General features: G+C 56.3%; 21 protein-coding genes. 5 read left to right on the top strand and 16 right to left on the bottom strand.

Features of this window, described 5'->3' with window-relative positions; translation table 11 throughout:
* Positions 1 to 200 precede the first annotated feature (200 nt).
* Positions 201 to 752 (top strand): CcdC family protein, encoded by a 552-nt coding sequence (locus FFV09_RS13365; RefSeq protein WP_141448292.1) that lies wholly within the window; start codon positions 201 to 203, stop codon positions 750 to 752.
* Between the two features lie 688 nt (positions 753 to 1,440).
* Here the strand turns inward: FFV09_RS13365 and FFV09_RS13355 are convergent.
* Entirely contained in the window at positions 1,441 to 2,874 is a 1,434-nt protein-coding gene (locus FFV09_RS13355; RefSeq protein WP_141448291.1) for a glycoside hydrolase family 1 protein, read from the bottom strand.
* A 95-nt stretch (positions 2,875 to 2,969) separates the two neighbouring features.
* Here FFV09_RS13355 and FFV09_RS24185 point away from each other — a divergent pair, with 95 nt between their 5' ends.
* Complete coding sequence (locus FFV09_RS24185; protein WP_246098334.1) at positions 2,970 to 4,187, top strand: LacI family DNA-binding transcriptional regulator; 1,218 nt, start codon at positions 2,970 to 2,972, stop codon at positions 4,185 to 4,187.
* Positions 4,188 to 4,295: 108 nt separating this feature from the next.
* Entirely contained in the window at positions 4,296 to 6,131 is a 1,836-nt protein-coding gene (nagZ, locus tag FFV09_RS13340; protein ID WP_141448290.1) for a beta-N-acetylhexosaminidase, read from the top strand.
* Positions 6,132 to 6,304: 173 nt separating this feature from the next.
* On the opposite strand, the gene FFV09_RS13335 is transcribed toward nagZ, so the two are convergent.
* The gene (locus tag FFV09_RS13335) at positions 6,305 to 7,303 is read right to left on the bottom strand and encodes an NADP-dependent oxidoreductase (protein ID WP_141448289.1); all 999 of its coding nucleotides are present in this window, start codon (positions 7,301 to 7,303) and stop codon (positions 6,305 to 6,307) included.
* A 308-nt stretch (positions 7,304 to 7,611) separates the two neighbouring features.
* Here FFV09_RS13335 and FFV09_RS13330 point away from each other — a divergent pair, with 308 nt between their 5' ends.
* Positions 7,612 to 8,568 carry an L-lactate dehydrogenase gene (locus FFV09_RS13330; RefSeq protein ID WP_141448288.1) on the top strand — a complete coding sequence of 319 codons (957 nt, stop codon included), beginning with the start codon at positions 7,612 to 7,614 and terminating at the stop codon, positions 8,566 to 8,568.
* Positions 8,569 to 8,779: 211 nt separating this feature from the next.
* On the opposite strand, the gene FFV09_RS13325 is transcribed toward FFV09_RS13330, so the two are convergent.
* The 5 genes from FFV09_RS13325 to FFV09_RS13305 all read right to left on the bottom strand — a co-directional run bounded on the left by FFV09_RS13325 (position 8,780) and on the right by FFV09_RS13305 (position 12,737).
* The gene (locus tag FFV09_RS13325) at positions 8,780 to 9,154 is read right to left on the bottom strand and encodes a hypothetical protein (RefSeq protein ID WP_141448287.1); all 375 of its coding nucleotides are present in this window, start codon (positions 9,152 to 9,154) and stop codon (positions 8,780 to 8,782) included.
* A 137-nt stretch (positions 9,155 to 9,291) separates the two neighbouring features.
* Complete coding sequence (locus FFV09_RS13320; RefSeq protein ID WP_141448286.1) at positions 9,292 to 10,032, bottom strand: ABC transporter permease; 741 nt, start codon at positions 10,030 to 10,032, stop codon at positions 9,292 to 9,294.
* Between the two features lies 1 nt (position 10,033).
* Positions 10,034 to 10,750: an ABC transporter permease gene (locus FFV09_RS13315; RefSeq protein WP_141448285.1), complete on the bottom strand. Its 717-nt coding sequence runs from the start codon at positions 10,748 to 10,750 to the stop codon at positions 10,034 to 10,036.
* Entirely contained in the window at positions 10,747 to 11,733 is a 987-nt protein-coding gene (locus tag FFV09_RS13310) for an ABC transporter ATP-binding protein (RefSeq protein ID WP_141448284.1), read from the bottom strand. The genes FFV09_RS13315 and FFV09_RS13310 overlap by 4 nt, the downstream gene beginning before the upstream one ends.
* Positions 11,734 to 11,963: 230 nt before the next feature.
* Positions 11,964 to 12,737: an SDR family NAD(P)-dependent oxidoreductase gene (locus tag FFV09_RS13305; RefSeq protein WP_141448283.1), complete on the bottom strand. Its 774-nt coding sequence runs from the start codon at positions 12,735 to 12,737 to the stop codon at positions 11,964 to 11,966.
* 114 nt (positions 12,738 to 12,851) lie between these two features.
* Between FFV09_RS13305 and FFV09_RS13300 the strand changes: the two genes are divergently transcribed.
* Positions 12,852 to 13,208 (top strand): MerR family transcriptional regulator, encoded by a 357-nt coding sequence (locus FFV09_RS13300; RefSeq protein ID WP_141448282.1) that lies wholly within the window; start codon positions 12,852 to 12,854, stop codon positions 13,206 to 13,208.
* A 75-nt stretch (positions 13,209 to 13,283) separates the two neighbouring features.
* Here FFV09_RS13300 and FFV09_RS13295 read toward each other — a convergent pair whose 3' ends face one another.
* The 9 genes from FFV09_RS13295 to FFV09_RS13255 all read right to left on the bottom strand — a co-directional run bounded on the left by FFV09_RS13295 (position 13,284) and on the right by FFV09_RS13255 (position 22,128).
* A complete protein-coding gene (locus FFV09_RS13295; RefSeq protein ID WP_141448281.1) occupies positions 13,284 to 13,478 on the bottom strand; it encodes a DUF4177 domain-containing protein in 195 nt (64 codons plus the stop codon).
* Positions 13,479 to 13,647: 169 nt separating this feature from the next.
* On the bottom strand, positions 13,648 to 13,902 hold the full coding sequence (locus FFV09_RS13290; RefSeq protein ID WP_141448280.1) for a hypothetical protein: 255 nt from the start codon (positions 13,900 to 13,902) through the stop codon (positions 13,648 to 13,650).
* A 105-nt stretch (positions 13,903 to 14,007) separates the two neighbouring features.
* On the bottom strand, positions 14,008 to 15,306 hold the full coding sequence (locus FFV09_RS13285; protein ID WP_141448279.1) for an ABC transporter permease: 1,299 nt from the start codon (positions 15,304 to 15,306) through the stop codon (positions 14,008 to 14,010).
* Positions 15,303 to 16,199 carry an ABC transporter ATP-binding protein gene (locus FFV09_RS13280; protein ID WP_212635439.1) on the bottom strand — a complete coding sequence of 299 codons (897 nt, stop codon included), beginning with the start codon at positions 16,197 to 16,199 and terminating at the stop codon, positions 15,303 to 15,305. Before FFV09_RS13280 ends, FFV09_RS13285 begins: the two co-directional genes overlap by 4 nt.
* A 671-nt stretch (positions 16,200 to 16,870) precedes the next feature.
* A complete protein-coding gene (locus tag FFV09_RS13275; protein WP_037285098.1) occupies positions 16,871 to 17,527 on the bottom strand; it encodes a response regulator transcription factor in 657 nt (218 codons plus the stop codon).
* Positions 17,524 to 19,854, bottom strand: a complete 2,331-nt coding sequence (locus tag FFV09_RS13270; protein WP_170315026.1) for a sensor histidine kinase — start codon at positions 19,852 to 19,854, stop codon at positions 17,524 to 17,526. Before FFV09_RS13270 ends, FFV09_RS13275 begins: the two co-directional genes overlap by 4 nt.
* A 25-nt stretch (positions 19,855 to 19,879) precedes the next feature.
* The gene (gene comX / locus FFV09_RS13265) at positions 19,880 to 20,065 is read right to left on the bottom strand and encodes a competence pheromone ComX (RefSeq protein ID WP_141448276.1); all 186 of its coding nucleotides are present in this window, start codon (positions 20,063 to 20,065) and stop codon (positions 19,880 to 19,882) included.
* 243 nt (positions 20,066 to 20,308) lie between these two features.
* Positions 20,309 to 21,226: a polyprenyl synthetase family protein gene (locus tag FFV09_RS13260; protein ID WP_141448275.1), complete on the bottom strand. Its 918-nt coding sequence runs from the start codon at positions 21,224 to 21,226 to the stop codon at positions 20,309 to 20,311.
* A gap of 170 nt (positions 21,227 to 21,396) precedes the next feature.
* Positions 21,397 to 22,128: a nitroreductase family protein gene (locus FFV09_RS13255; RefSeq protein WP_141448274.1), complete on the bottom strand. Its 732-nt coding sequence runs from the start codon at positions 22,126 to 22,128 to the stop codon at positions 21,397 to 21,399.
* Between the last annotated feature and the right edge of the window lie 14 nt (positions 22,129 to 22,142).

Here is a 22,142-nt window from a genome sequence, read left to right as displayed (position 1 = left end):
TCGTTGAAGGCTGCCGGGTCTGGAAGCCAATGGAATTTGTACTCTTCTTTCTAATCTTACCCCAAAACGAATCTCCCGTGCGGAAAGCGGCTCTAAAAACGTCCGGTTCGGTGTGCTATACTGGAACTGCGGCTGTTTACGGCACGCCCGGTCCCACCGCTTTATTCGTACCGATTCCAATCAGAGAAGAGGCCCTATAGATGATAGACTGGATCAATTCCGTATTCGACCGATTTTTCTCGCTGAACCCGATTCTGCTGAGCGTCCTGTTCACCCTGTTCTTCGCGGGCATGGCGTTCATGGCGCTGTTCATGCGGATGAAAGCGAGCAAACGCCCGCTGACCGCACGCAAAATCATGATGCCCCCCGTCGGGATGGCCACCGGCTTCTTCATGTTCGTGATCCGCGACATCCAGATTCCGTGGACGGGCGCGCTGATCGCGTTCCTCGTCGGCTGGTTCCTGTTCGCGTACCCGCTCATTCTCGGCACCAAGTTCGAGCAGATCGGCAGCGACCTGTTCGTCAAAAGATCCAAAGCGTTCCTGTTCATCCTCGTCGCGCTGATCGTGATCCGTCTGGCGCTGCACGGTTACGTCGAACGGTTCGTGACGCTTCCGCAGACCGGCGGCGTGTTCTTCATCCTCGCGTTCGGCATGATTCTGCACTGGCGCCTCAACATGCTGCTGCGTTTCAAGCGCATGACGGGCGGCTCGGAAGGCGGCGGCACGCCGGCGGGCGCGGCAAAAGCCTGAGACGCTGACGCAGACCGCCGCCGCGTTCCTCCCGTCCAGCCGGACAAACCGCGCGCATTCGCATTCGCATTCGCATTCGCATTCGCATTCGCATTCGCATTCGCATTCGCATTCGCATTCGCATTCGCATTCGCATTCGCATTCGCATTCGCATTCGCATTCGCATTCGCAAAGTATACGTCCCGGAATAACTGCGAGAAAACACTTATTTCGCTCCAAGAGCACCTTTTCGGAAAATAACTGCCCCAGAGCAGTTATTTTTTCGTTTACAGCCGTCTTTTCCCCGTTTCCCGCCAAATAAGTGTTCTGAGGCAATTATTTCGAAAAAAGCAGCGGAATTCGGGCAAATAACTGCTGCTGCGCAGTTATTTGCTCTGCCGTACCTGTTGTCCGCCTATGCCGTGCCCGCAGCCCGCAAGTTTGCGGAGCGGCACGGAACCCGGAACCCGAAATCCGGCGCTGCGCGCCCTGAACGCAAGAGCGCCGCTGCCGTTTGATCTCGGCGATCCGTGCCTTTCGCGACGCGCTTTTCCCCGACGCGCAGCACGCTCAGACGCATGGCCCGCCTCCCGCGCGCCCGATCTCCCCATACGCTCCATCCACCAGCGCGCGCACCAAAAAGACGCCTTCCTCTCAGGAAGGCGTCTTTCTTTTCCACATGCAGCCCGCAGTCATTCAGGCTCGAAGCTTAACGCTTCAGACTTTTGCCGTTCGTCGCGATGACGTCTTTGTACCAGTTGAACGATTTCTTCTTGTAGCGTTCAAGCGTGCCGCTGCCGTCGTCGTGACGGTCCACGTAGATGAAGCCGTAGCGCTTCTTGAGCTGCGCCGTGGAGGCGCTGACGAGGTCGATACAGCCCCAGGTCGTATAGCCCATCACTTCGACGCCGTCTTCGATCGCTTCGCCGACCTGCACGAGGTGATCGTTCAGGTAGTTGATGCGGTAATCGTCTTCGACGGTCTTCTCGCCCTGATCGTTCGTGATCAGCTCGTCGACCGCGCCGAGTCCGTTCTCCACGATGAAGAGCGGCTTCTGGTATCTGTCCCAGAACGAGTTCAGCACGTAGCGCAGGCCCTGCGGATCGATCTGCCAGCCCCACTCGCTCGCTTTGAGGTGAGGATTCGGCACGCCGCCGAGCAGATTGCCTTCGCCCTGGATTTTTTTGTCCGGATCGGCCGTCTCGCAAATGCTCATATAATAACTGAACGAGATAAAATCGACCGTATGCTTGAGCGCTTCCGCGTCGCCGTCTTCGAATTTGATCTCGATGCCGTTCTCGCGCAGATAGCGCTTCATGTAGCCCGGGTACACGCCGCGCACGTGGATGTCGGCGAACGCCATGTTTTTGTGATCGGATTCCATCGCCTGGATCACGTCGTCCGGGTTCGGCGTCAGCGGATAAATCGGCATGCTGAGCACCATGCAGCCGATCTGGAAGTCCGGGTTGATCTCGTGTCCGACTTTGACCGTCTTCGCGCTTGCGACCAGCTCGTGGTGAATCGCCTGGTACAGGTCCTGCTTGCTGAGGTCTTTTTTCGGTGTTGAGATGCCTCCGCTCATGAACGGCGCTTCGAGGATCGAGTTGATCTCGTTAAACGTCAGCCAGTATTTGACTTTGTCTTTGTAGCGCTTGAACACCGTCGTCGCGTAATGCACGTAGAAGTCGACCAGCTTGCGGTTGACCCAGCCGTCGTATTCGCGCGACAGATGCAGCGGCGTCTCGTAGTGGGAGATCGTCACGAGCGGCTCGATTCCGTATTTATGGCATTCGTCGAACAGTTCGTCGTAGAACTTCAGGCCTTCTTCGTTCGGCTCGGCTTCGTCGCCTTTGGGGAAAATACGCGACCAGGCGATCGAGGTGCGGAACACTTTGAAGCCCATTTCGGCAAACCATTTTACGTCTTCCTTATATCGGTTATAGAAGTCGATTCCGATCAGCTTCATGTTGTCTTCCGTCGGCGCTTCCGTGATCAGCGGATCTCCGCCGTGTCCCGCGAAGCCGCCCTTGGGCGTGACGTCCTGAATGGACCAGCCTTTACCGTCTGTCTGGTAAGCGCCTTCCAATTGGTTCGCCGCTACCGCGCCGCCCCACAAAAAGTTTTCCGGAAACTGCATGCTCATATCGATTCACTCCTGTGTGTTAGAATGGATAAAGAAGTCTTGAAGTCAGCATAAACCGTGAAACGCGTTCCACGTCAACCCCAAGGAGCCAGAAGATGTCCAATCTCGAAGAAATCGCGAAACTGAGCGGCTTTTCCAAAGCGACCGTCTCCCGCGTCCTGAACAAATCCCGACACGTCAGCCCATCCACCCGGGAAAAGATCCTGAACGTCATCCGCGAAATGGACTACGTGCCGAACCGCAACGCCGTCTCGCTCTCCAAAGGCAAAACGCTGCAAATCGGCATGGTGACGGAAAATATTAGCGAGATCATTCTCCCGTTCATGACGCGCTTCGTCGAAGTGGCGGCAGAACACGGATTCCAGACGATCATCTACACGTCCGATTCCGATCGAACTAGGGAGCTTCAGGCGTTCGAAGACTTGAAGCAGAAAAGGGTCGACGGCCTGCTGATCATTACGTGCGTCAACGAACTGTCGCTCGTCAGCTCTTACGGCAAATACGGGCCGATCGTCTCGTGGCAGCGGACCGACCGCCCGGATATTCCGTCCGTGGCGATGGACCAGTACGCCGGCTACCGGCTGGCGGTCGAACATCTGCTGTCGCTCGGCATCACGGACATCGCCAACGCGTTCGGGCGGCCGAGCAGTCTCAATACGAAGCGGCGGGCGCAAGCCTACGAAGACCTCATGCGCGAGCGCGGTCTGGACATCCGGCGCGACTGGTACTTCGAAGCCGTGTATCATATGGAAAGCGGCCAGGAGACGGTTCGCCGGCTGTTGGCTGGTGCGGGGGATGAAGGCGCGGTGCCGCAAAAAAATCCGGTTCGCAGCGAATCGGATCAGCCTGCGGATGGCGAGGACGCTGAAGACGCTGGGGAAGCTGGGACGCGAAAAATTCCGGAAGGAACATCCGGAAGTTTCGCGGTTTCGCAAAAAATTCCGGCAGAGACATCCGGACTTTTCGCGGTGCTGCAAAAACTTCCGGAAGGAACATCCGGAAGTTTTGCAGTACCGCAAGCCATTATCTGCGCCAACGACTTCGTGGCAACGGGCGTGCTCAGCGAAGCGCGGAGGCTCGACTGGGACGTGCCGGGCGAGCTCAGCATCGTCGGGTTCGACAACATGCCGATCGCGGAGACGCTCGGGCTGACCACGGTCCAGAATCCGATCCGGGATCAGGCTTACAACGCGTTCGCCCTGCTCTCTCCCGGCCTGCTCGGCGAGCAGCTGCCGCTCAAGCCGCTGGAATTCGGCCTGGTCGTGCGCGAGACGACGCAGAGCCCGGCAAGCAGTGCAGTGCGCGGCACCTAAGCCGCACCTGACCTCATCAACCTGACCTCATCAATAGGAAGAAACCCATGCCTCAAGTTCCTCCAGCCTCACCAAATCCATGTATGACGAAAAGGAGCCGATCCGAAGATGGCCCGCAATACCCGGAGCTCCGCTCCCGTTCTCAAAATCGCCGCCGCCGTGTTGATGATGCTCGTTCTGATTAGCGGCGCCCTGCTGTACCTGCAGGATCAAGGCGGCTCGACGTCCACGGCCGGTTCGGCCGCTCCGCCCTCCGCGCCTGCCGCGGAAAGCGAAGCCCCGCCGCCCGACCAACCGCAAGCTGCCGCCGAGGAACCGCCGGCCAAGGCCGATCCCGCGGCCGACCGGATCGCGGCGATCGTCGCGCTCGCCGGGCAAGGCCGGATCGATACGGCCGACTTCACCGTCGGCCGCACCTCCCTGGGCGAAGTCGAGCGCAAATGGCAGTCCGCCGACCAGACTTCGGCGAACGGCAGCTCGACCTACGCCAAGTACGCGGCGCACGCCACGACGATCGGCTACAAGAACAAGGTCGTAACCGACCTGCGCTCAAACGACGGGTCGCTCGCGGAGATTCGCTACCGCGATATTCTCGATACGCTCGGCGAAGCGGACAGCGTCAATACGTACAAAGACGATACGGTCAACCAGCTCATCCTTGGCTATGACCTTCCCGGCGGCTACACGCTGCGCTGGGTGCTGCCCAAGCCGTGGGCCGGCGAAGGCGATACGGCGGAAGAGAATCCGCCGCTCGACCATATCTCGCTCGTCGGCCGGGCGTCGAAGCCCGCCGCGGCCGCTTCCGGCGAATCGCCCGCCGCGCCGCAGGCTGACGGCGGCACCGCGGCGACCGGCACGGCGCCGGCCGCAGGCGCCGAAGCTGCCGCGGACGGACCGACGCCGTCATCTGCCGCTCCCGCCCCTGCGGGCGATACGGCCGACCTGCTCGCCAAGCTGACGCTCGACGAGAAGATCGGCCAGATGGTCATCGCCGGCGTCGAAGGCACTTCGCTGCGCGAAGAAGATCGCGCGCTGATTCGCGATTACGGCGTGAGCGGAGTTATTTTCTACGCGGACAATATCGATTCGGCGGCGCAGACGAGAACGTTCGTCGACGAAGTCCAAGCCGCGAATCCGAACGGCGAACTTCCGCTGCTCGTCAGCGTCGATCAGGAAGGCGGCCGGGTCGCGCGCCTCAAAGGCGTGGACAAGATCCCGACCGCCGGCGCGATCGGCGAACGCGGCGACGCGGCTTACGCCCGTTCGATCGGCGAGCAGTTGGGCGAACAACTGCTCTCGCAAGGGTTCAACCTCGATTACGCGCCCGTGCTCGACGTCAACAGCAACCCGGACAATCCCGTGATCGGCGACCGTTCGTTCGGCGCGGACGCGGCGCTCGTCTCGAAGCTCGGCATCCCGGTCATGCAGGGACTGGAATCCAAAAAGGTCATTCCGGTCGTCAAGCATTTCCCGGGCCACGGCGACACGTCGGTCGATTCGCATATCGCGCTGCCCGTCGTGGACAAAAGTCTGGAGCAGTTGGACAAGCTGGAGCTGATCCCGTTCAGAAAAGCGATCGCCGCGCAGGCGGACGTCGTCATGATAGCCCATATTCTGCTGCCCAAGCTCGACAAGCAGTTTCCGTCTTCCCTGTCGCCCGCCGTCATAACCGATCTGCTGCGCGGCAAGCTGGGCTTCGACGGCGTGATCATGACGGACGACATGACGATGGGCGCGATCGCGGACAACTACGGAATCGGCGAAGCGGCCGTTCAATCGGTAGCGGCCGGCAGCGATATCGTCCTCGTGGCGCACGGCGCGGGCAACGCGATCGATACGATCGAGGCGATCAAGCAGGCGGTGCGATCCGGCCAAATTTCCGAGTCGCGTATCGACGAGAGCGCAGCCCGGATTCTGGCGTTGAAGAAGAAGTATTTGAAGTAACGGATCTATCGCGAAAAAAAGGCGTTCGAACCCCCAAAAAACGCCATAAAAAAACGAGCCCCGGTTTCCCGGCAGGCTCGTTTTTCTTGCGATTTTTATTTATGCTTTTCTCGCGCTTTCCAGTTCTTTTTTCATATAAAAATAAAAAGCCGGTCTCGATTTTCGTCCGGCCGTTAGACCTTGACGAGCTGCTTGCCGAGGTTCTCTCCGCTGAACAGTCCGAAGAACGCTTCCGGCGACTGCTCGAAGCCTTCGACGATATTTTCGCGGTATTTCAGACGTCCGTCTTTGAGCCAGCCTGCCATTTCCGGAATCGCTTCGCCGTATCGATCCTGGTATTGGCCGACGAGGAACCCTTTGACCAGAGCGGTACGGGTCAGCAGCAGCGGCAGAAAGCGGGGACCCGGCTCCGGTTCGGTCACGTTATACAGCGAGATCTGGCCGCACAGCGGCACGCGCGCGTTGGCGTTCAGCAGCTGGAAGACCGCGTCGCTCACTTCGCCGCCCACGTTGTCGAAATAGACGTCCACGCCGTCCGGGCACGCGGCCGCAAGCGCTTCGTCCAGCGATTCGGTCTTGTAGTTGACGACGGCGTCGAAGCCGAGTTCTTCGGACAGATACCGGTTTTTCTCTTCCGAACCGGAAATGCCGACGACGCGCGCGCCTTTGATCTTCGCGATCTGGCCGACAATCATGCCGACCGCTCCGCCTGCGCCGGATACGACGACCGTCTCGCCTTCCTTGGGCTGCCCGATATCCAGCAGGCCGAAGTAGGCGGTCAGTCCCGGCATGCCGAGTACGCCGAGCGCCGTCTGGATCGGAGCGAGGCTCTCGTCGACTTTGACCGCCAGATCGCCGTTCACGACGGCGTGCGTCTGCCAGCCCCAGCCTCCCTGCACGATATCGCCTTCCTTATAGGAAGAATGCCGGCTCTCCGTCACGCGTCCGACCGATCCGCCGCCGAATGTGCCGCCGATCTCGTACGGCTTGGCATACGATTTGCTGTCGTTCATCCGTCCGCGCATGTAGGGATCGACCGACAAATACAGCGTCTCGACCGCGATCTCGCCGTCTTCCGGCCGAGCCGCTTCTTCTGTCTTCAATTCGAAATTTTCCCGCGTCGGCATGCCGTTCGGGCGGCTGGCCAGTACAAAGCGTTTGTTTTGCGTCATGGGTCTCCGTCACCTCCGTTAAAGTTCGCCGTTTGCCGGCAGTTGCTCCCTCACGAAAGCGGACTGCCGAAAAAGGCACCTCTATGTATTACCCTTTTGGCGCGAAAAAAGCCCGTTTTGGCCGTAATTGCTGCTTTTGTCCCTTTTCCTTTCATCGTATCCGCTCGAAATCGTCAATGGTGTCACGTATTGTAACATATTTCTGTATTTGCTGGCTGACAACCGTTCTTTTTTCCGTTAAAATGAAAAAAGTCACTTTACTGAAAAATTTCATGTAAGCAAATAAATCATAAGCAAGAGGTGCGAATATGGGCAAAAAAAACCGTAAAGTCGCGATTATCGGCTCGGGTCTGGTCGGATCGAGCAGCGCTTACGCGATGATCAACCAGTCCATCTGCGACGAGATCGTTATCATCAGCCGCAATCACGAGCATGCGCTGGCTCAGGCGCTCGACCTGTCCCACTGCGCGGACTTCACTTCGACGCGCACGCGCGTGCGGGCCGGACGTTACGCCGACTGCGCGGACGCGGACATCGTCGTCCTGACGGCCGGCGCCAACGTCAAAGCCGGACAGAAGCGCATGGACATCATCGCCGAAGCCGCTTCGATCACCCGCGAAGTCGTCACGTCCGTCATGGGCAGCGGCTTCGACGGCATCTTCGTCGTGGCCGCGAATCCGGTCGACGTCGTGACGATGATCGCGGCCCAGGTGTCGGGTCTGCCGCGCCACCGCGTCATCGGCACCGGCACGTCGATCGATTCCGCGCGGCTCAAAACGCTGCTGGCCGACGTGTTCCAGGTCGATCCGCGCAGCGTCCACGGCTACGCGATGGGCGAGCACGGCGAATCGCAGTTCGTCGCCTGGTCGCACGTCACGATCGGCGGCAAGCCGATGCTGCATATCGTCGAAGAGCACAAGTTGCGCTTCCCGGATCTCGACCTGAACGATATCGCGCGCAAGACGAAGGACGCGGGCTGGGAGATCTTCACCCGCAAAGGTTCGACGCAGTTCGGCATCGGCAGCGCGATCGCCTATATCACCCGTTCCATTTTGAACGACGATCACCGCATCATCGCCGTCTCCGCGATCCTCGACGGCGAATACGGCCAGCGGGACGTCTGCGTCGGCGTACCCGCGATCATCGGCGACGGCGGCATCGAGGAACTGATCGAATTCAATCTGAACGACGACGAGAAGATCCTGTTCGAGCGCTCGTGCGACATCATTCGCGCAGGCGTCGACAGCGTCGTGCAGCCTTCCTGAACGAACGGACGCGCACCGCATATCCACGCGATCGATACTGCGCAGCACCCGGTTTTCCGATCCGATCAAATCGGCCTTCCCCTTGGGGTCAGGCCAACCGCTGTCTTCATCTTCGTTATATCCTTGCCAAGCCGAAAAACCCTTGCGACGGAGTCGCAAGGGTTTTCGTTATGCCGCTTTCGGGTCGGTCCCGTCTCCGCCCGAAGCGGGCTCAGCGGCTCCGGCGGCCGTTTTTTCTCAGGTTCGACAGACCGAACACGCCGAACATCAGCGCCAGCGACAGGGCCATCGATACGCAGAACACGACCAGCCCTTTGCCGTCGGCAAGCGAGGCCGCTTCCGGCTGCAGACGTTCGAGCGCATCCGCCGACACGGCGAGTTCGCGGTTCAACGTCTCCTGCGCGCGGGCCGGGCTTGCGGACGCTGAGGATGCCAGTTCGCCGACCAGCACGTCGGACTCCACGGACGCGGCCGAAGGTCCGGCAGGGAGCACCGGCGCGGCCGCATGGGTCGAAGAGACGGCTCCCGTCAGGGAGAACGCGATCGCGACGGCCAGCGCCGCCGGAGCAAGCTTTCTTTTGAACATGATCGATATAACCTCCTGGGTACGTTTTCCTTTTTCTATATCAACGTCATTTCGGGACAAAACCTTAACAGCGAACAGCAAATTTTTTCGTTTTTTTATTCCGGTCGCGGATTGCTCCGCCCGTTCGCCGCTCTTGTTCAGACCGGCTTGCGGTTGAAATAGACGAGCCCGACAGCCAGAAACAGCGCGAAACTTCCTCCGATCGTCAGCAGCAGCGTTTGCGTCGGCGTCGCGAACGCGCCGAAATCGTAGCCGCCGCCCGCCTCCATCATGACCAGCATCGGCTGCGCCCACGGGTAATACGGGCCGTAGGTCGCCGAGTTCGAGATCAGGATATTGGGTACGGTGAACATCATGTTCAACACGAGCGGAGCGGCGAAGCTGGTCCACATCGTGGACACGAACAGCTGCAGCGCGACAAGCGGCAGGCACGCCACGAAGCCCAACACCGCCCGCTGCGCGAATTCGCCCCACGGCACGTACGAGAGATCGAACCCTTTGAGCAGGCCGACGCCCAGCACCGCGGCGAAGAACAGCAGCTGGCTGATCGCCAGCACGCCCGCCACGACCAGCAGCTTGGACAGGTACAGCGCGCTGCGCGAGACGGGCAGCGACAAAATCTGCTTCCAGCCGCCGCCCGCATGTTCGTAGCGGCAGACAAAAGCCGAGAAGATCCCCGCCATCATCGGCAGCAGTAGCATCGCGTGCAGCATCGTCATGACGAGCAGCAGGGCGAGCCAGCCGTCCGCATTGTTATCGACGCTTGAGAGCAGGCCGATCCCTGCACACAGAATCGGATCGATGATCGCCAGCAGCATGATCTGCGAGCGGCCAAGCTTGATCCGTTCGCTGCGCAGCGCCGAAATCCAGGTTGCCATATCAAGCCACGTCCTTTCTCGAAAAATGCATCGAGCCCAGCAGGTACAATACGGCGAACACGCCGACGCCCAGCCCGATGAACAGCGGCACTTCCTGGCCTTGGAGCACGGCGGCCGGCCAGGCGATCGGAACCGCTTCGCTCATTGCCAGACCGAACACGGAGACGAGCGAGGCGGCGATGCCGATCGAGATGGGAATCGCCTGATTGCGCACGGTTAGCGTCATCCAGAGCATGAAACCGAGCATCGGCAGCGCGGCGAGCAGCGGATAGACGCCAAACTTCAACAGGTCGAGCAGCGGGACCGGTCCGTTGAGCTTCAGGATCAGACCGACGGCCGCGACCGAACCGGCCAGCAGCACGCAGGCCGCGAGCAGCTGCACCATGCAGCAGAGAAACTTCGCCGCGAACACTTCGGAGCGGCGCACCGGCAGCGCCAGCACCTGCTTCCAGGCGTTCTGCCGGTTCTCGACGTTTGCGATCATCGACATAAGCAGCGTCATCGCCAGATAGATCGCGATCGGTACGAACAGGCCCGTCTCGTTCAGCAGGCCGGCCCACGGATCGGCCGCGTAGATGTCCCCTACGAGATAATCGTAGCGCAGGCCGAAGTTGAGCATCTGCATCGCCGCCAGGCCGACGGGTCCGATCAGGACGACCCACCAGATGCCGGTCCGGCGCGTCTTGAGCAGGTCGGCTCTCAGCAGTTTGCCGATCATTGCGCCGCCTCCTTGCGCAGGCCGGCCGCTCTCGGAGCACCGGTGGCTGCCTGAAGTTCGGACACTTCCGCTTCCGAAGTTCCGCTGCCGGTCATCGTCAGGAACAGGTCTTCCAGCGACTTGCGGCGTTCTTCCACCCGGTAGATGCTGTGGCGGGCGTCAACCAGCGCGGATACGAGCCGGGCGATCTGTCCGTTGTCGATACCCTTGAACACGAGCTTGCCCTGATCGAGCCGCGGGAAGCAGCCCTGCTCGCGCGCCGTAATCATGCCCGCTTCTGCGTCGGACAGGGCGATATGGATCTCGCTGCCCGCTTTGCGCTGCAGGTTCGGCATGCTGTCCTGGAAAATCATGCGGCCCTGATTGACGATGCCGACGCTGCTCGCCATCTGCTCGATTTCGCTCAGCAGGTGGCTGGAGACGAGCACCGTAATGCCCTGCTCTTTCGGCATTTTTTTGATCAACTCGCGAATTTCCAAAATGCCCGACGGGTCCAGCCCGTTCGTCGGCTCGTCGAGAATGAGCAGTTCCGGGCTGCCGAGCAGCGCCGCCGCGATGCCCAGACGCTGCTTCATGCCGAGCGAATAGCCTTTGACGGCACGTTTGGCGTCCTTGGTCAGGCCGACCGTACCGAGCACTTCGTCGATCCGGCTTCGCGGCACGTTCAGAATATGGCGGAGCGTCTCCAGATTCTCGACCGCGTTCAGGTGGCCGTAATACGACGGATACTCGACGAGCGAACCGACGCGGCGCAAAATTTTGATCCGGTCGCGCTTCAGGTCCTGCCCGAACAGCTGCACGATGCCGCTGTCGGGCTTGATCAGGCCGAGCAGCATGCGGATCGTCGTCGTCTTGCCCGCTCCGTTCGGTCCGAGAAAGCCGTAAATTTCGCCCTGCGGGATCGCCAGATTAAGCGCGTCCACCGCCCGGGTCCCCCGATATTTTTTGGTCAAGTTCCGGGTCTCGATCATCATTTGTGTCATGTCCCTCACCTCTTGTTCGTTATCGTTGCTTCTTATGATAGAGACGCCAGGTTAAAGGAAGGAGTGGCCCAAGTTTAAATTTCGTTTAAAAAAACAAACAGCCGCATCCCCTCAAAAGGGCCTGCGGCTGTTTTGATCTGTCTTTTCGATCCGTCTTTTCGCGTCTTCGTTTGCTTCAATCTCTCGCTTCGACCGTTTGCTTCATATAGAAGGCTTTCGCTCCCGAACGCTTAATCCCGGCTTCCGGTCTGGCTTCGGCCGGCGTACGGGTAGATCGGATCTTTCAGTTCGAAATCGTACGTCGCGCCGTTCACGATGCCGACTGTGTGCTCGCTGTCGTACAGGTCGAGCAGGAAGCCGGCCATCTGCGCTCCGGTATGGAACTTGGCGACCCGGCCCGCATATTCGAATTCGTCGACGTCAAAAGAACGTTTGGCGAATTCGGTCTCTGTCGCGGCGGGAGCGAGCACTTTGGCGCGCATCGGCAGGTTTTTGCCTTTTAACTCCTGGGCGAGTCCTTCGGTAAAAGCGCTGACGTAGAACTTGGTCGCGCAGTAGGTTACCGCGTCGGCCACGATCGTATAGCCGCCGCCGGACGAAATGTTGAGGATCTGCGTGCCTTCTTGTTCCGCATAATCGCGTACGTACAGAGAAGACAGAATCGTCAGCGCTTCGATATTGAGATGGATCATCTGCTCGATCTTGGGCAGCTGCTGCTCTCCGACGGACGCAAAATTGCCGAAACCGGCGTTGTTGATCCACGTCTCGATCGAATAATCGGCCAGGCTCCCGTAAAATTCGTGCACGTTGGCCGAGACGGACAAGTCCACAGTACGAATCACGACGTCGAGACCGGCATCGATCTCCGCGACCTGCGCTTTGAGCCGCTCCAACTCTTCCGTGCGGCGCGCCGCCAGAATCAGGTTTTTGCCGCGGGCCGCAAACGCCAGCGCCGCTTCGTACCCGATGCCCGAACTGGCGCCGGTAATGACCGTATACTTCATGGATATTCCTCCTGGGGCTCCGATCGAATTTGGGTCTTGCGATCGGGCTATGCGTTGATTATAGTGATTAGAGCTAACTCTAAGTCAAGTTTAATTTCCAGGGAGGGTTCGGACATGTACACGATCGGCGAAACGGCGGAACTGCTCGGTATCAGCGCGCATACGCTCCGGTATTATGAAAAAGAAGAAATCGTTCGTCCGCTCCGGGATGCCGGAGGCGACAGAAGGTACGACGAATCGCATATCAAATGGCTGCAGTTCGTCATCAAGCTCAAGGAAACGCGGATGCCGATCGCTTCGATCAAGAAGTACGCTTCCCTCGTGATCGAAGGCGAACAGACGGCGGGCGACCGCCTAAACCTGCTGGCCGAGCACCAGCGCTCCATTCGGGCGCAGATGCAGACGCTTCAGGACGCGGACGAGATGCTGACGTTCAAGATCGCGTCTTACCGCACATTGGCCGAAGCGTAGGCGCGGGAGAAGACTTACGCTGCAACGACTTCAATAGCCCCGATGACCTCGATCAAAGCCCGCGCGTTCCCTTGCTTACGCTTCCGGCACGAACCGTTCGAAGATCAGCTCGTAGAACGTCGCGATACCGTAACCCGAGATCGCCGGGGCGAAGATCTGATTCAATCTCCAGCCCTCCGCCGCATACTGATGCACGATGTCGTGGTAGGGCTCTTTCGGGTCCCGTTTGAAGCTGCTGAGTTCCACTTTGACGAATTTGTATTCATACATATCAGATTCCTCCTTCATTGTTCAGCAGCCCGCCTCGGCGGAGCTGCTGTTCTTCGTACAGCAGGTACAGATCATTCAGCTCCAGGCCTGCACCGCCGGTTTCGTCTGCCTTCCGGCAACCTCCTACAGGCAGAGCGAGCTCTCTTTTCGCAAAAATGTAAGCTTGTCTTCATCCATGCGCTCGCCCTGGATCAGCACGGTCCATCCTGCGAGCAGACTGCATGCCGGACCGGAAGGACTGACGATACCCTGCGCCCGGATCGGCCGCCAGCACGATTACCGGCGTCCAGGCACCGAAAGCTCCGGCGGCGCCGCGTATCGCTTTGATCTCTCCGCTTCCCTCTTCGAACAAGCGGACCTCCCGCCAACCGACAAGCAGGCCGATAACGGCTCCGAGCAGCAGCGGTACGAATTTTCTAAGCATAATCGACTCCTCTTTGGCATTCGGAATGTGCAGCCGAGCGATTCGAAGCGGATTCCAACGGTATACACTTGGGAGCGAACGAAACGACAAGCGGATAACTCCGGCTTAAGCGGCGTCTTTCGCGCCGGGAGCGGGTGCTCCGGACTGCGAACGGGAAGCTTTCTTCTCTGTGGAACCCAGCATCTTGAGCATCGTCACCATCGAAGGCTTTTGTCCGTACAGCAGCACGCCGCCGCGATAGATTTTGGCCGATAACAGACCAACCAGCACCGTCGATGCGGCGAGAATCACGATCGGCAACGCAATCTCTATTAGCGCGGGTTCGCCAGCACCCACCCGGGCCAGCAGAACCATCGGCGTGAAGAACGGAATGTATGAGGAGACGACTGCCAAGATTCCATCCGGATTGCTAAGCACGATCATCGCGAGAAAATATCCGGCCATCAGTACCATAGAAACCGGCATGATCGCTTGACTGACTTCTTCGCTGCGGCTGACAATCGAACCGGCTGCCGCAAACAAAGTCGAATAGAAGAAGTAACCCAGTACGAACATCAGAGCAGCCACAACGATCATTTTCCCATTAAACACCGATAAGTCGAAGGATAGTCCGGCCAGCGATAGGCTTTCGCCCGTCCCGCTGAATGTCAGCAATAGAGCACCCGAGCCGAGAACGATCGCAAACTGCAGGATACCCGCCAGCCCTACGCCCAATACTTTTCCTGCCAACAGCTGTACGGGACTGACTTTCGTAATCAGAATTTCTTGAATGCGCGAGCCTTTTTCCACGGAGACCGAAGTTGCGACATTTCCGGCGAACAAATAGATCATGAAGAACATCAGCATCAACAACGCATAAATCGGCAGATAGGTCTCGGTCAACGACTTGGCTCCGGCATTCAGCTCGTTCAATTCAAAAATCGGCTGTACCGTTAACGCAGTCGCCTGCTCAGTCGTTAATCCCAGTGATTCCACGCGGTCGCTCACGTTCAGACGCTCCACGTAGGCCGACAGATTCGATGCAAAAGTCACATCATCCTGCCGATTGACCGACAATGTGATTTGCGGAGCCGCAGCAGCGTCCGCGCTTCGTTCAATAACAACGATCGCGGCTAAATCTTCGCTTTGCAGCAGCTTTTGTTGAGCCGCAAGTTCACTCTGCTGCACCATGTCCCATTCATAGATCGGCGAGACGGTCGAGGCCAGCTCGTCGGCTTGAACCGGCAGCGACGAGTTGTTAACAACAGCAACCGTACCCTGCGTCAGCGCTTGACCGCCAAGGAATTTCGGGACTACCACGATCGCTGCAATGACAGCTACCAACAATAAGGTCATCCATGTGAAGGACTTGGAGCGGACGCGCCCCTTGAACGAATGTCCGAATATAATTCCGAATGGTTTCATACCGCTTCTCCCACCTTTTCAATAAAGATTTCATGCAGCGAAGGTTCCTTGAGTTCGAACTTGAGCATCGGTATCCCGGACTGACCGAGTTCGCGCATCAGCGCATGGGCTTGCTGTTCTCCCTGCACCTTGATTGTCCATTCTTGCGCATTGCGACGGATATCCGACAACCCCTTTTCTTCAAGGAAAGGCGTCAGATCCGCGTCGCTTCGCAGAATGAGATTGTTGCGACCGTATGAACTTTTGATATCGGACAAGCTTCCGTTCAGTCGCATCTGCCCTTTTTTCATAATGCAGATGTTTTCGCAAAACTGCTCGACCTGCATCATCTGGTGACTGCAGAAAACCACAGCTTTCCCGAGTTCAATCTGCTCCTTGACTACCGAGGCCAGCATATCCGCATTGACCGGATCAAGTCCGCTGAACGGCTCATCCAGAATCACCAGTTCAGGGTCATGAATCAGCGCCGAAATGATTTGCACCTTCTGCTGATTGCCTTTCGACAGCTGCTCGACCCGCTTATGCTCATGCTCCGCAATGCCGAGACGTTCCAACCAACCCTTAAGAGCCTTCTGCGCTTCGCCTTTCTTCATTCCCTCCAGACGGGCCAGATATGTAAGCTGCTCGCTCACCGTTTCTTTCGGATACAATCCTCGCTCTTCCGGCAGATAGCCGATGCTCGGACGATTTTCCAGAAACGACTTGCCGTTCCAGAGTACCTCGCCCCGGTCATATTCGAGAAGTCCCAGCACCGAACGAATCGTCGTCGTCTTGCCTGCCCCGTTTCCGCCAAGCAGCCCGAACGCTTCTCCGGCTTTAACCTCTAACGTTACATTGTCGACCACGTAATGGCCTCCGTATTGCTTGCCCAATTGATTGATTGAAAGTGTCACTTTACTCGCTCCTTCCGAAATGATAACTGATATCTTGTCTTGATCAGATGTACGTAAACCGACTATTTAAGTGAGAAAAACTGCTGAACAAGTACGGCGCCTCTTGGCTTGATTTCACTATACCAGCCTATTTTCGAGGAGAAAACGACAACCGACTCCGTAATTCCCGCAAATCGCCGTTCTTTCTTTTGCGGTCCGCAAAGACTGTTTTTCGGTAGGTACGCACTTTTGAAAACAGGACAAAAACCCCGCCTCGATAGGAGATGGGGCTAAGGCGTGTCTTCAAACCTCAATGGACGTAGATTGTGCTGAATTTTCGTTCTCGGCGATGCTAGTTTACGCCCCTCGAAAACCCGCTTGAACCGTGCGTGTTTCCGATGAACGCAAACCTCAGATTTGATTCGGTCAAGCTACTAGGCTGTCGAAAAAGTCACGTGAGTACGGGAAGCGAGAAGACTCCGAGAAAAATTCCGTTCCGATCGCGTGTTGAAATCGAGAAAAAGATTGAATGTTTAGCAGAATTTTCTCGCTTCCGGCTACGTTGGACTTTCTCGACGCGTTGAACCCGTCTCCTATCGAGACGGGTTCAACGTGCTCGCAGCGCTTCGCAAGCGCAAGATTATGCTCGTCTGAGGTAAGCCGATGGTGACTTGTCCCAAGTTACCGTAACACTAAAAAATCGTATTCTCGGACAATAGTCCGATTCGTCTCGCTTCGGCGATCGCTTCGGAACGCGAACGCACGCCGAGCTTTTCGAACACGCGCGTTAAGCTGTATTCGACGGTACGCTGGCTCATCAGCAGCTTGGCGGCAATGTCTTTGTTGCTTCGTCCGCTGGCGACTTCCTGCAAAATCTCCTGCTCGCGTTCGTTGATCGAGACCGTTTCGAGCGTGTTGTCTTCCCGCGTAGAGACGCGAATATCGCTGCGCCGAAGCTGGCGAAGCAGCTGCACGGGAATCACGGCCTCGTCGCGCATTACGCACCGGATCGCCGTAAGCAGCTGCTCCCGGCTGGCAGTCTTGCTGACGAAGCCCGAGACGCCGGAATCGATCAGCACATTAAAGTGCGGACTGATGTCGTATCCGGTATAGATCAGCACCCGGCTGTCCGGCTGCGCGGTCACGACCCGCTTCGTCAGCTCCAGTCCGCTGATACCCGGCATATTCAGATCGAAAAGCAAAATATCGAATTCTTCCGTTTGCAGCAGCTCTAACGCTTCCATCGGCAAAGACAGCGAGGTCACGCGAACTTCGGGGTCCTGCTCCAACAGCAGCTTGGTTCCTTCCCCTACGGAAGGGTGGTCGTCGACCAGCAAAATTTTAATCATTGAACGGCCTCCTTATATGAAAAATCAGAACGCGGCTTAAGCGGGATAATAATCTCCGTTTCCATGCCGGCTCCCGGTTGCGAATGCCAGTCGAACGTTCCTTCGAAGCTTCGGACTCTTTCTTTCATGCCGGCAAGTCCCATATGGCTGAATGAGTCCGCCGCGTCTGCTTCATTCATGCCCACCCCGTCGTCCCGATAGCGATAATAAAATGCTTCTTCGTCGGCGAACATGGAGATTTCCACTTTCGAAGCATCCGCGTGCTTATCCGCATTGCGCAGCAATTCCTGGGTAATCCGGTAAATCGCCAGCGTCTGCTCGTCGTCGAGGACACCGCCTATATTGTTGGCCTGAAAATCAACGATATAATCGGCTCTCATCTGGGCTTCAGTGAACAGCTGTTCAAGCGACTGTTCCAGTCCCATCTCTATCAAGAGCGGCGGACGAAGCTCGTTGCAAGTCTCCCGAATCTGATGAATAACGTCCAACAACCCTTCTTTGATCCGATCCAGCTCGGCTTTCAGCAAGCCGCTCATCTCGTAATCTACGATCGCGGTCTCCAAGCGGCGCAGCCAAATGATCTGGTCCTGAAGCGCGGAGTCGTGCAGGTCGGAAGCAAGCCGTCTTCGTTCGTTCTCCGAAAGATTAAAGATCAGGCGCAGCACCCAGCCCGGCGTCTCGCCATGCTTCTTCATTTCCGCTTCCAGACTGCCGATCAGTCCTTCGACCAGATAAAGATTCTCGAACACGATCGCGCTATAGTTGGCGAGCGTGATCAGTCGATTGCGTTCGTCGGGGTTGTACCGGGTATGATCCGCTTTGTCGTCCAGCCAGAGCAGATATGCTTGATCTCCGCGGCGGCCGATCACCAGACAGGCGCCGCGCGAAAGCATCGTCAGCGAACCGGGAACGAGCTGCTCGTTTTTGCGTCGGAGCGCTTCGGCAATCTCGCGTCGTTCCGCAGTCGTCATTTTTTCGATCGATACTTCATTCACCGAAGCGTCCCAATCGAAAAATTGCAGCGCAGGGATGCGAATGCTTTCCTTGATCTCCTGTTCGAGCGCCCGTTCCAAATCGGCCCGCTTCATCACGCGCGCGATATTGTGGGAAAATCGCTCGAAATTCCCATCCAGGCTCGTTCCGCCTTTCCCTTGCCGAAGTTTGCGGTCCAAAGCTTCTTTGACGAACAATAACATGACCAGCACCAGATAAAAAATCAGGAACATCCTCGTTATGCCGATTCCGCTGGGGCCTTCGCTGCGAACGATCCACATGCCGAGCAGCGCCATGATCGCCGAAGGCAATACGGCCACCGAAGCATGATAGATAAATCGGTTTAATACGAAATTTACGTCGAAAATCCGACGGGTCATCAGCATATACATGTAAGCCAGCGGCAGTACCAATAAAAAGGCTGTTGCGGTTCCGACGGAAATGATCGGAGCTCCGATTAACAGAGGGAGGCTGTATAAGACGATAAACGGCGAAAAAGCCAGAATATGCGTGATCAAAGTCAGTTTGAACAAGGAGTCCAGGTCGCCTTTTCGATGTTTTCTGTATTTTCGTATCAGTTGAATGATGGCGATGACGTTCGGAATCGCAAAAAAGAGCGTGAATAGCGGCGATGTCCAAGCCAAAATTTCAAGTTTAACAAATGATCGAATACAAAGTAAGGCAAGCTCAAAACTTAAGCAAGCATAAAAGAAAATCATCCATTTAGAAGATAATAAGCATTCGTTGAATCTTTTCAAATACATATTCATGAAATGGATAAAAACAACGGGAACCATCAAAAACAGAAAACGGAATAACAAATCGCCGACAGGCTCGAGTTTATGAGTCGTATACCCGCCGATATAAGCCGCTCCCGTAAACAGGAAAAAGAGCGCCAGCATAAAAGCGGAAGGGTCCAGTCGTCCGTATTTCCAAAGCACAGCCGCAAAAATTAAAAATAAAACCGAAGCGGCTAAGGGCACCCCGATAAATTGAAGCGTCTCCGACAACGGAGGCCGCTCCAATTCATAATGACGGCTTTCACCTTGAGTATTCACGATATCGAGCGATTTAACCCTTTCAAGCTCGCTGTAACGTCCAACGATATAATTTTCTGAAGGATCTTGACCATTGACTGCTGCGATTCGATTACCGACTTCGAGGTACTTCTCTCCCCATCCGCCTTCTCCAATCGATGTTACGTGATAGGAACCATCCAGCTCGCGAAATACGTCAACAAATATGTTTGGACTTGACGCAACGGTATAAAAATATTGAAAAACAATAATTATGTATATGAATAAGGCAATCGGCCACTTCCATCTTCTTAACATGGAATCCTCCATTTCCTACAGAAATCTATACGACTCCCCAAGCTGCTAGGCTGGCGTTTTTTAAGACCTTGTCGTTTTTGCCTTCTTGGAACACTTCTTTCAATGCCCGCTGCTCCATTGCTCCAAGCCCGACAAACTGTAGTTGTCCCGATTGGAATTCGACCCAAGCATTCTTGTTTTGCATAAGCATCGCTATCGCTTCTTTCAACATTTCCGATCAACCTCCGTAAGTTGGGATGGATGCAGCCGGCAGTGCATCTGCCTGGAGCTGTCAGCTTAACCGGCGATCGGAAGCGAGAAGATTCTGGATAGTGGTTCCGGCGTTTGGCTTGATTTCACTATACCAGCACCAAGAAGTTCGGGAAACGACAACCGCCGCGACAATTCCCGCAATTGTTTTTGCGGTGTTTTTGCGGGAACGCAAAGCGGGCTGCGGACATGCAAAAAAAGACTTTCACACGCGAATGGTCTGGTCCAATATCTGCTTGAATTCAGATTGCACGGGTAACGATTCGATCACGTCCAGACAACGATAATAAGCGATACGCATTCTTACCGAAGCATAGGCGAGCGCACCGGATTGTTCAAGTGCCTCCTCAAATTCGGCTGCTTTGGTTTGGACTTCATCATAGCTTAATTTCCCTTCAAAATACTCCTTTGCCCAATGATCTTCACCTTCCAAATAATTCAGCAGCATCAAAACCGGAAGCGTACGCTTACGGTTCCAAAAATCATTTTTGCCTTCATGATTCGTAATATCTTTGATATCGTTCTTGATCTGAGCCGCTATCCCCAGTTGAAGAGCAAATTCCGCACTTTCGGTCTTGGTTTCCCCGCAACCGAGCAACGTACCCAGTTGAACCGCCAGTACAAGCAAGGAAGCCGATTTACCCGAAATCATCTCCATATACTGTTCTTCCGTATAAACGGCATTCAAAAGATCGATCATTTGTCCGCTTACGGTCGTAAGCAATTGAGCATTGAGCAGCGCAGCCGCTTCATATTTGCGTTCGGACGGAAAAGGAGCTTGCAGCAGCATCTGCTGAGCCAAAAACGAAAATCCGAGCGCGATATTCAAGGTAAGATCGCTTCGGAATTTGCTCCACGGAGCCACTTCATTATCTCCGTCCTGCAGATCGTCGATCATGTCCAAAGACAGTACCAATGCTTCGACGGCAGCCGCCGCTTGCAAAATCCCGTCACCCTCTCCGCCGTACATTTGATAGTGGAGCATAGTAAGATTGCCGAAAAGCGCTTTTTCCGACAGCTTGTACGCCGCGCATTCCGCTGCCATTTCCCGAAGTTCGGCCTGGTTGAATCCTTGTTCGATCCCTTGCATCAACGTTTGCTTAATCGCTTCATTCCAATTCAACGTAGGTTTCTCTCCTTATCGAATACTGATTAGGATTAGATTTATTCCTATCCTCTATTCTACTTCCAAACCCTCTTTATTCCAACAGAGAAACACCAATCTTCATATCCCCTGAATACGCAAAAAAGACCTTTCCGTTCGGAAAGATCTTCTGCATGATTCATATGCGGTTACGGTTTGTCGTACAGAACGACTGCCGCGAGCGCAACTTCGTAAATCCCGTCCAATCCCAGCCATTCATTCACTCTGTCGTCATAAAACGTGGCAATCGGAGCCGTATCTGTTGCTTGAGGCGCGCAGCTCTGCACTTGTTTCGCGATTCGCCCTGCTTCCAGCAGACTATAACGGTAGCCCCGTTCGCCGAGCAGCTTATGCGAACGATGCAAATTGGCGGCGACGAACCAGATCGCCCGCGGCGAGCCGCTCAGCAGTCCCGGCGGAAAAGCATCTTCCAACGAAATATTCCAAGGCCGGCCGCAGCACTTCAATCCCCGCCCTTGCTCCTCGATATGATAGCAAACGTGCTTTCCTTCTTCGTTCCGGCAAACCATGTACAGCTCCGACTGATCGGGCTTGAATCCGGCAGCTTGCTCCAGTACGCGCAAATCCTCGAAAGGAGCTTCGGAATGGAACATCCAGGTTCGGACATAAGCGTCTAACCATTGCTTCAGATTCGGCGGGATGTCCGCTTCGCTCGACGGAATCGTCGACGAACCGAAATAACGTTTGTCCGACGAAGCCTGACCGTCCAGGTGCCGAAACAGGTTGCCAAGCATTTTCATCCGAGATCTCATCAATATGTCCAATTCGGGGTGGTGAGCGGAACCGGCATGGTAGGTCAGCGAGAGACGTTCTTCATCCAATTCACGTTCGGATCTCCAATCGTTAAATTTAAGACTCATCAAGCATTCTCCTT

Origin of the sequence: Saccharibacillus brassicae, assembly GCF_006542275.1 — a bacterium.
GTDB classification, from domain to species: domain Bacteria; phylum Bacillota; class Bacilli; order Paenibacillales; family Paenibacillaceae; genus Saccharibacillus; species Saccharibacillus brassicae.
This window is presented reverse-complemented; position numbering and strand designations above follow the sequence as displayed.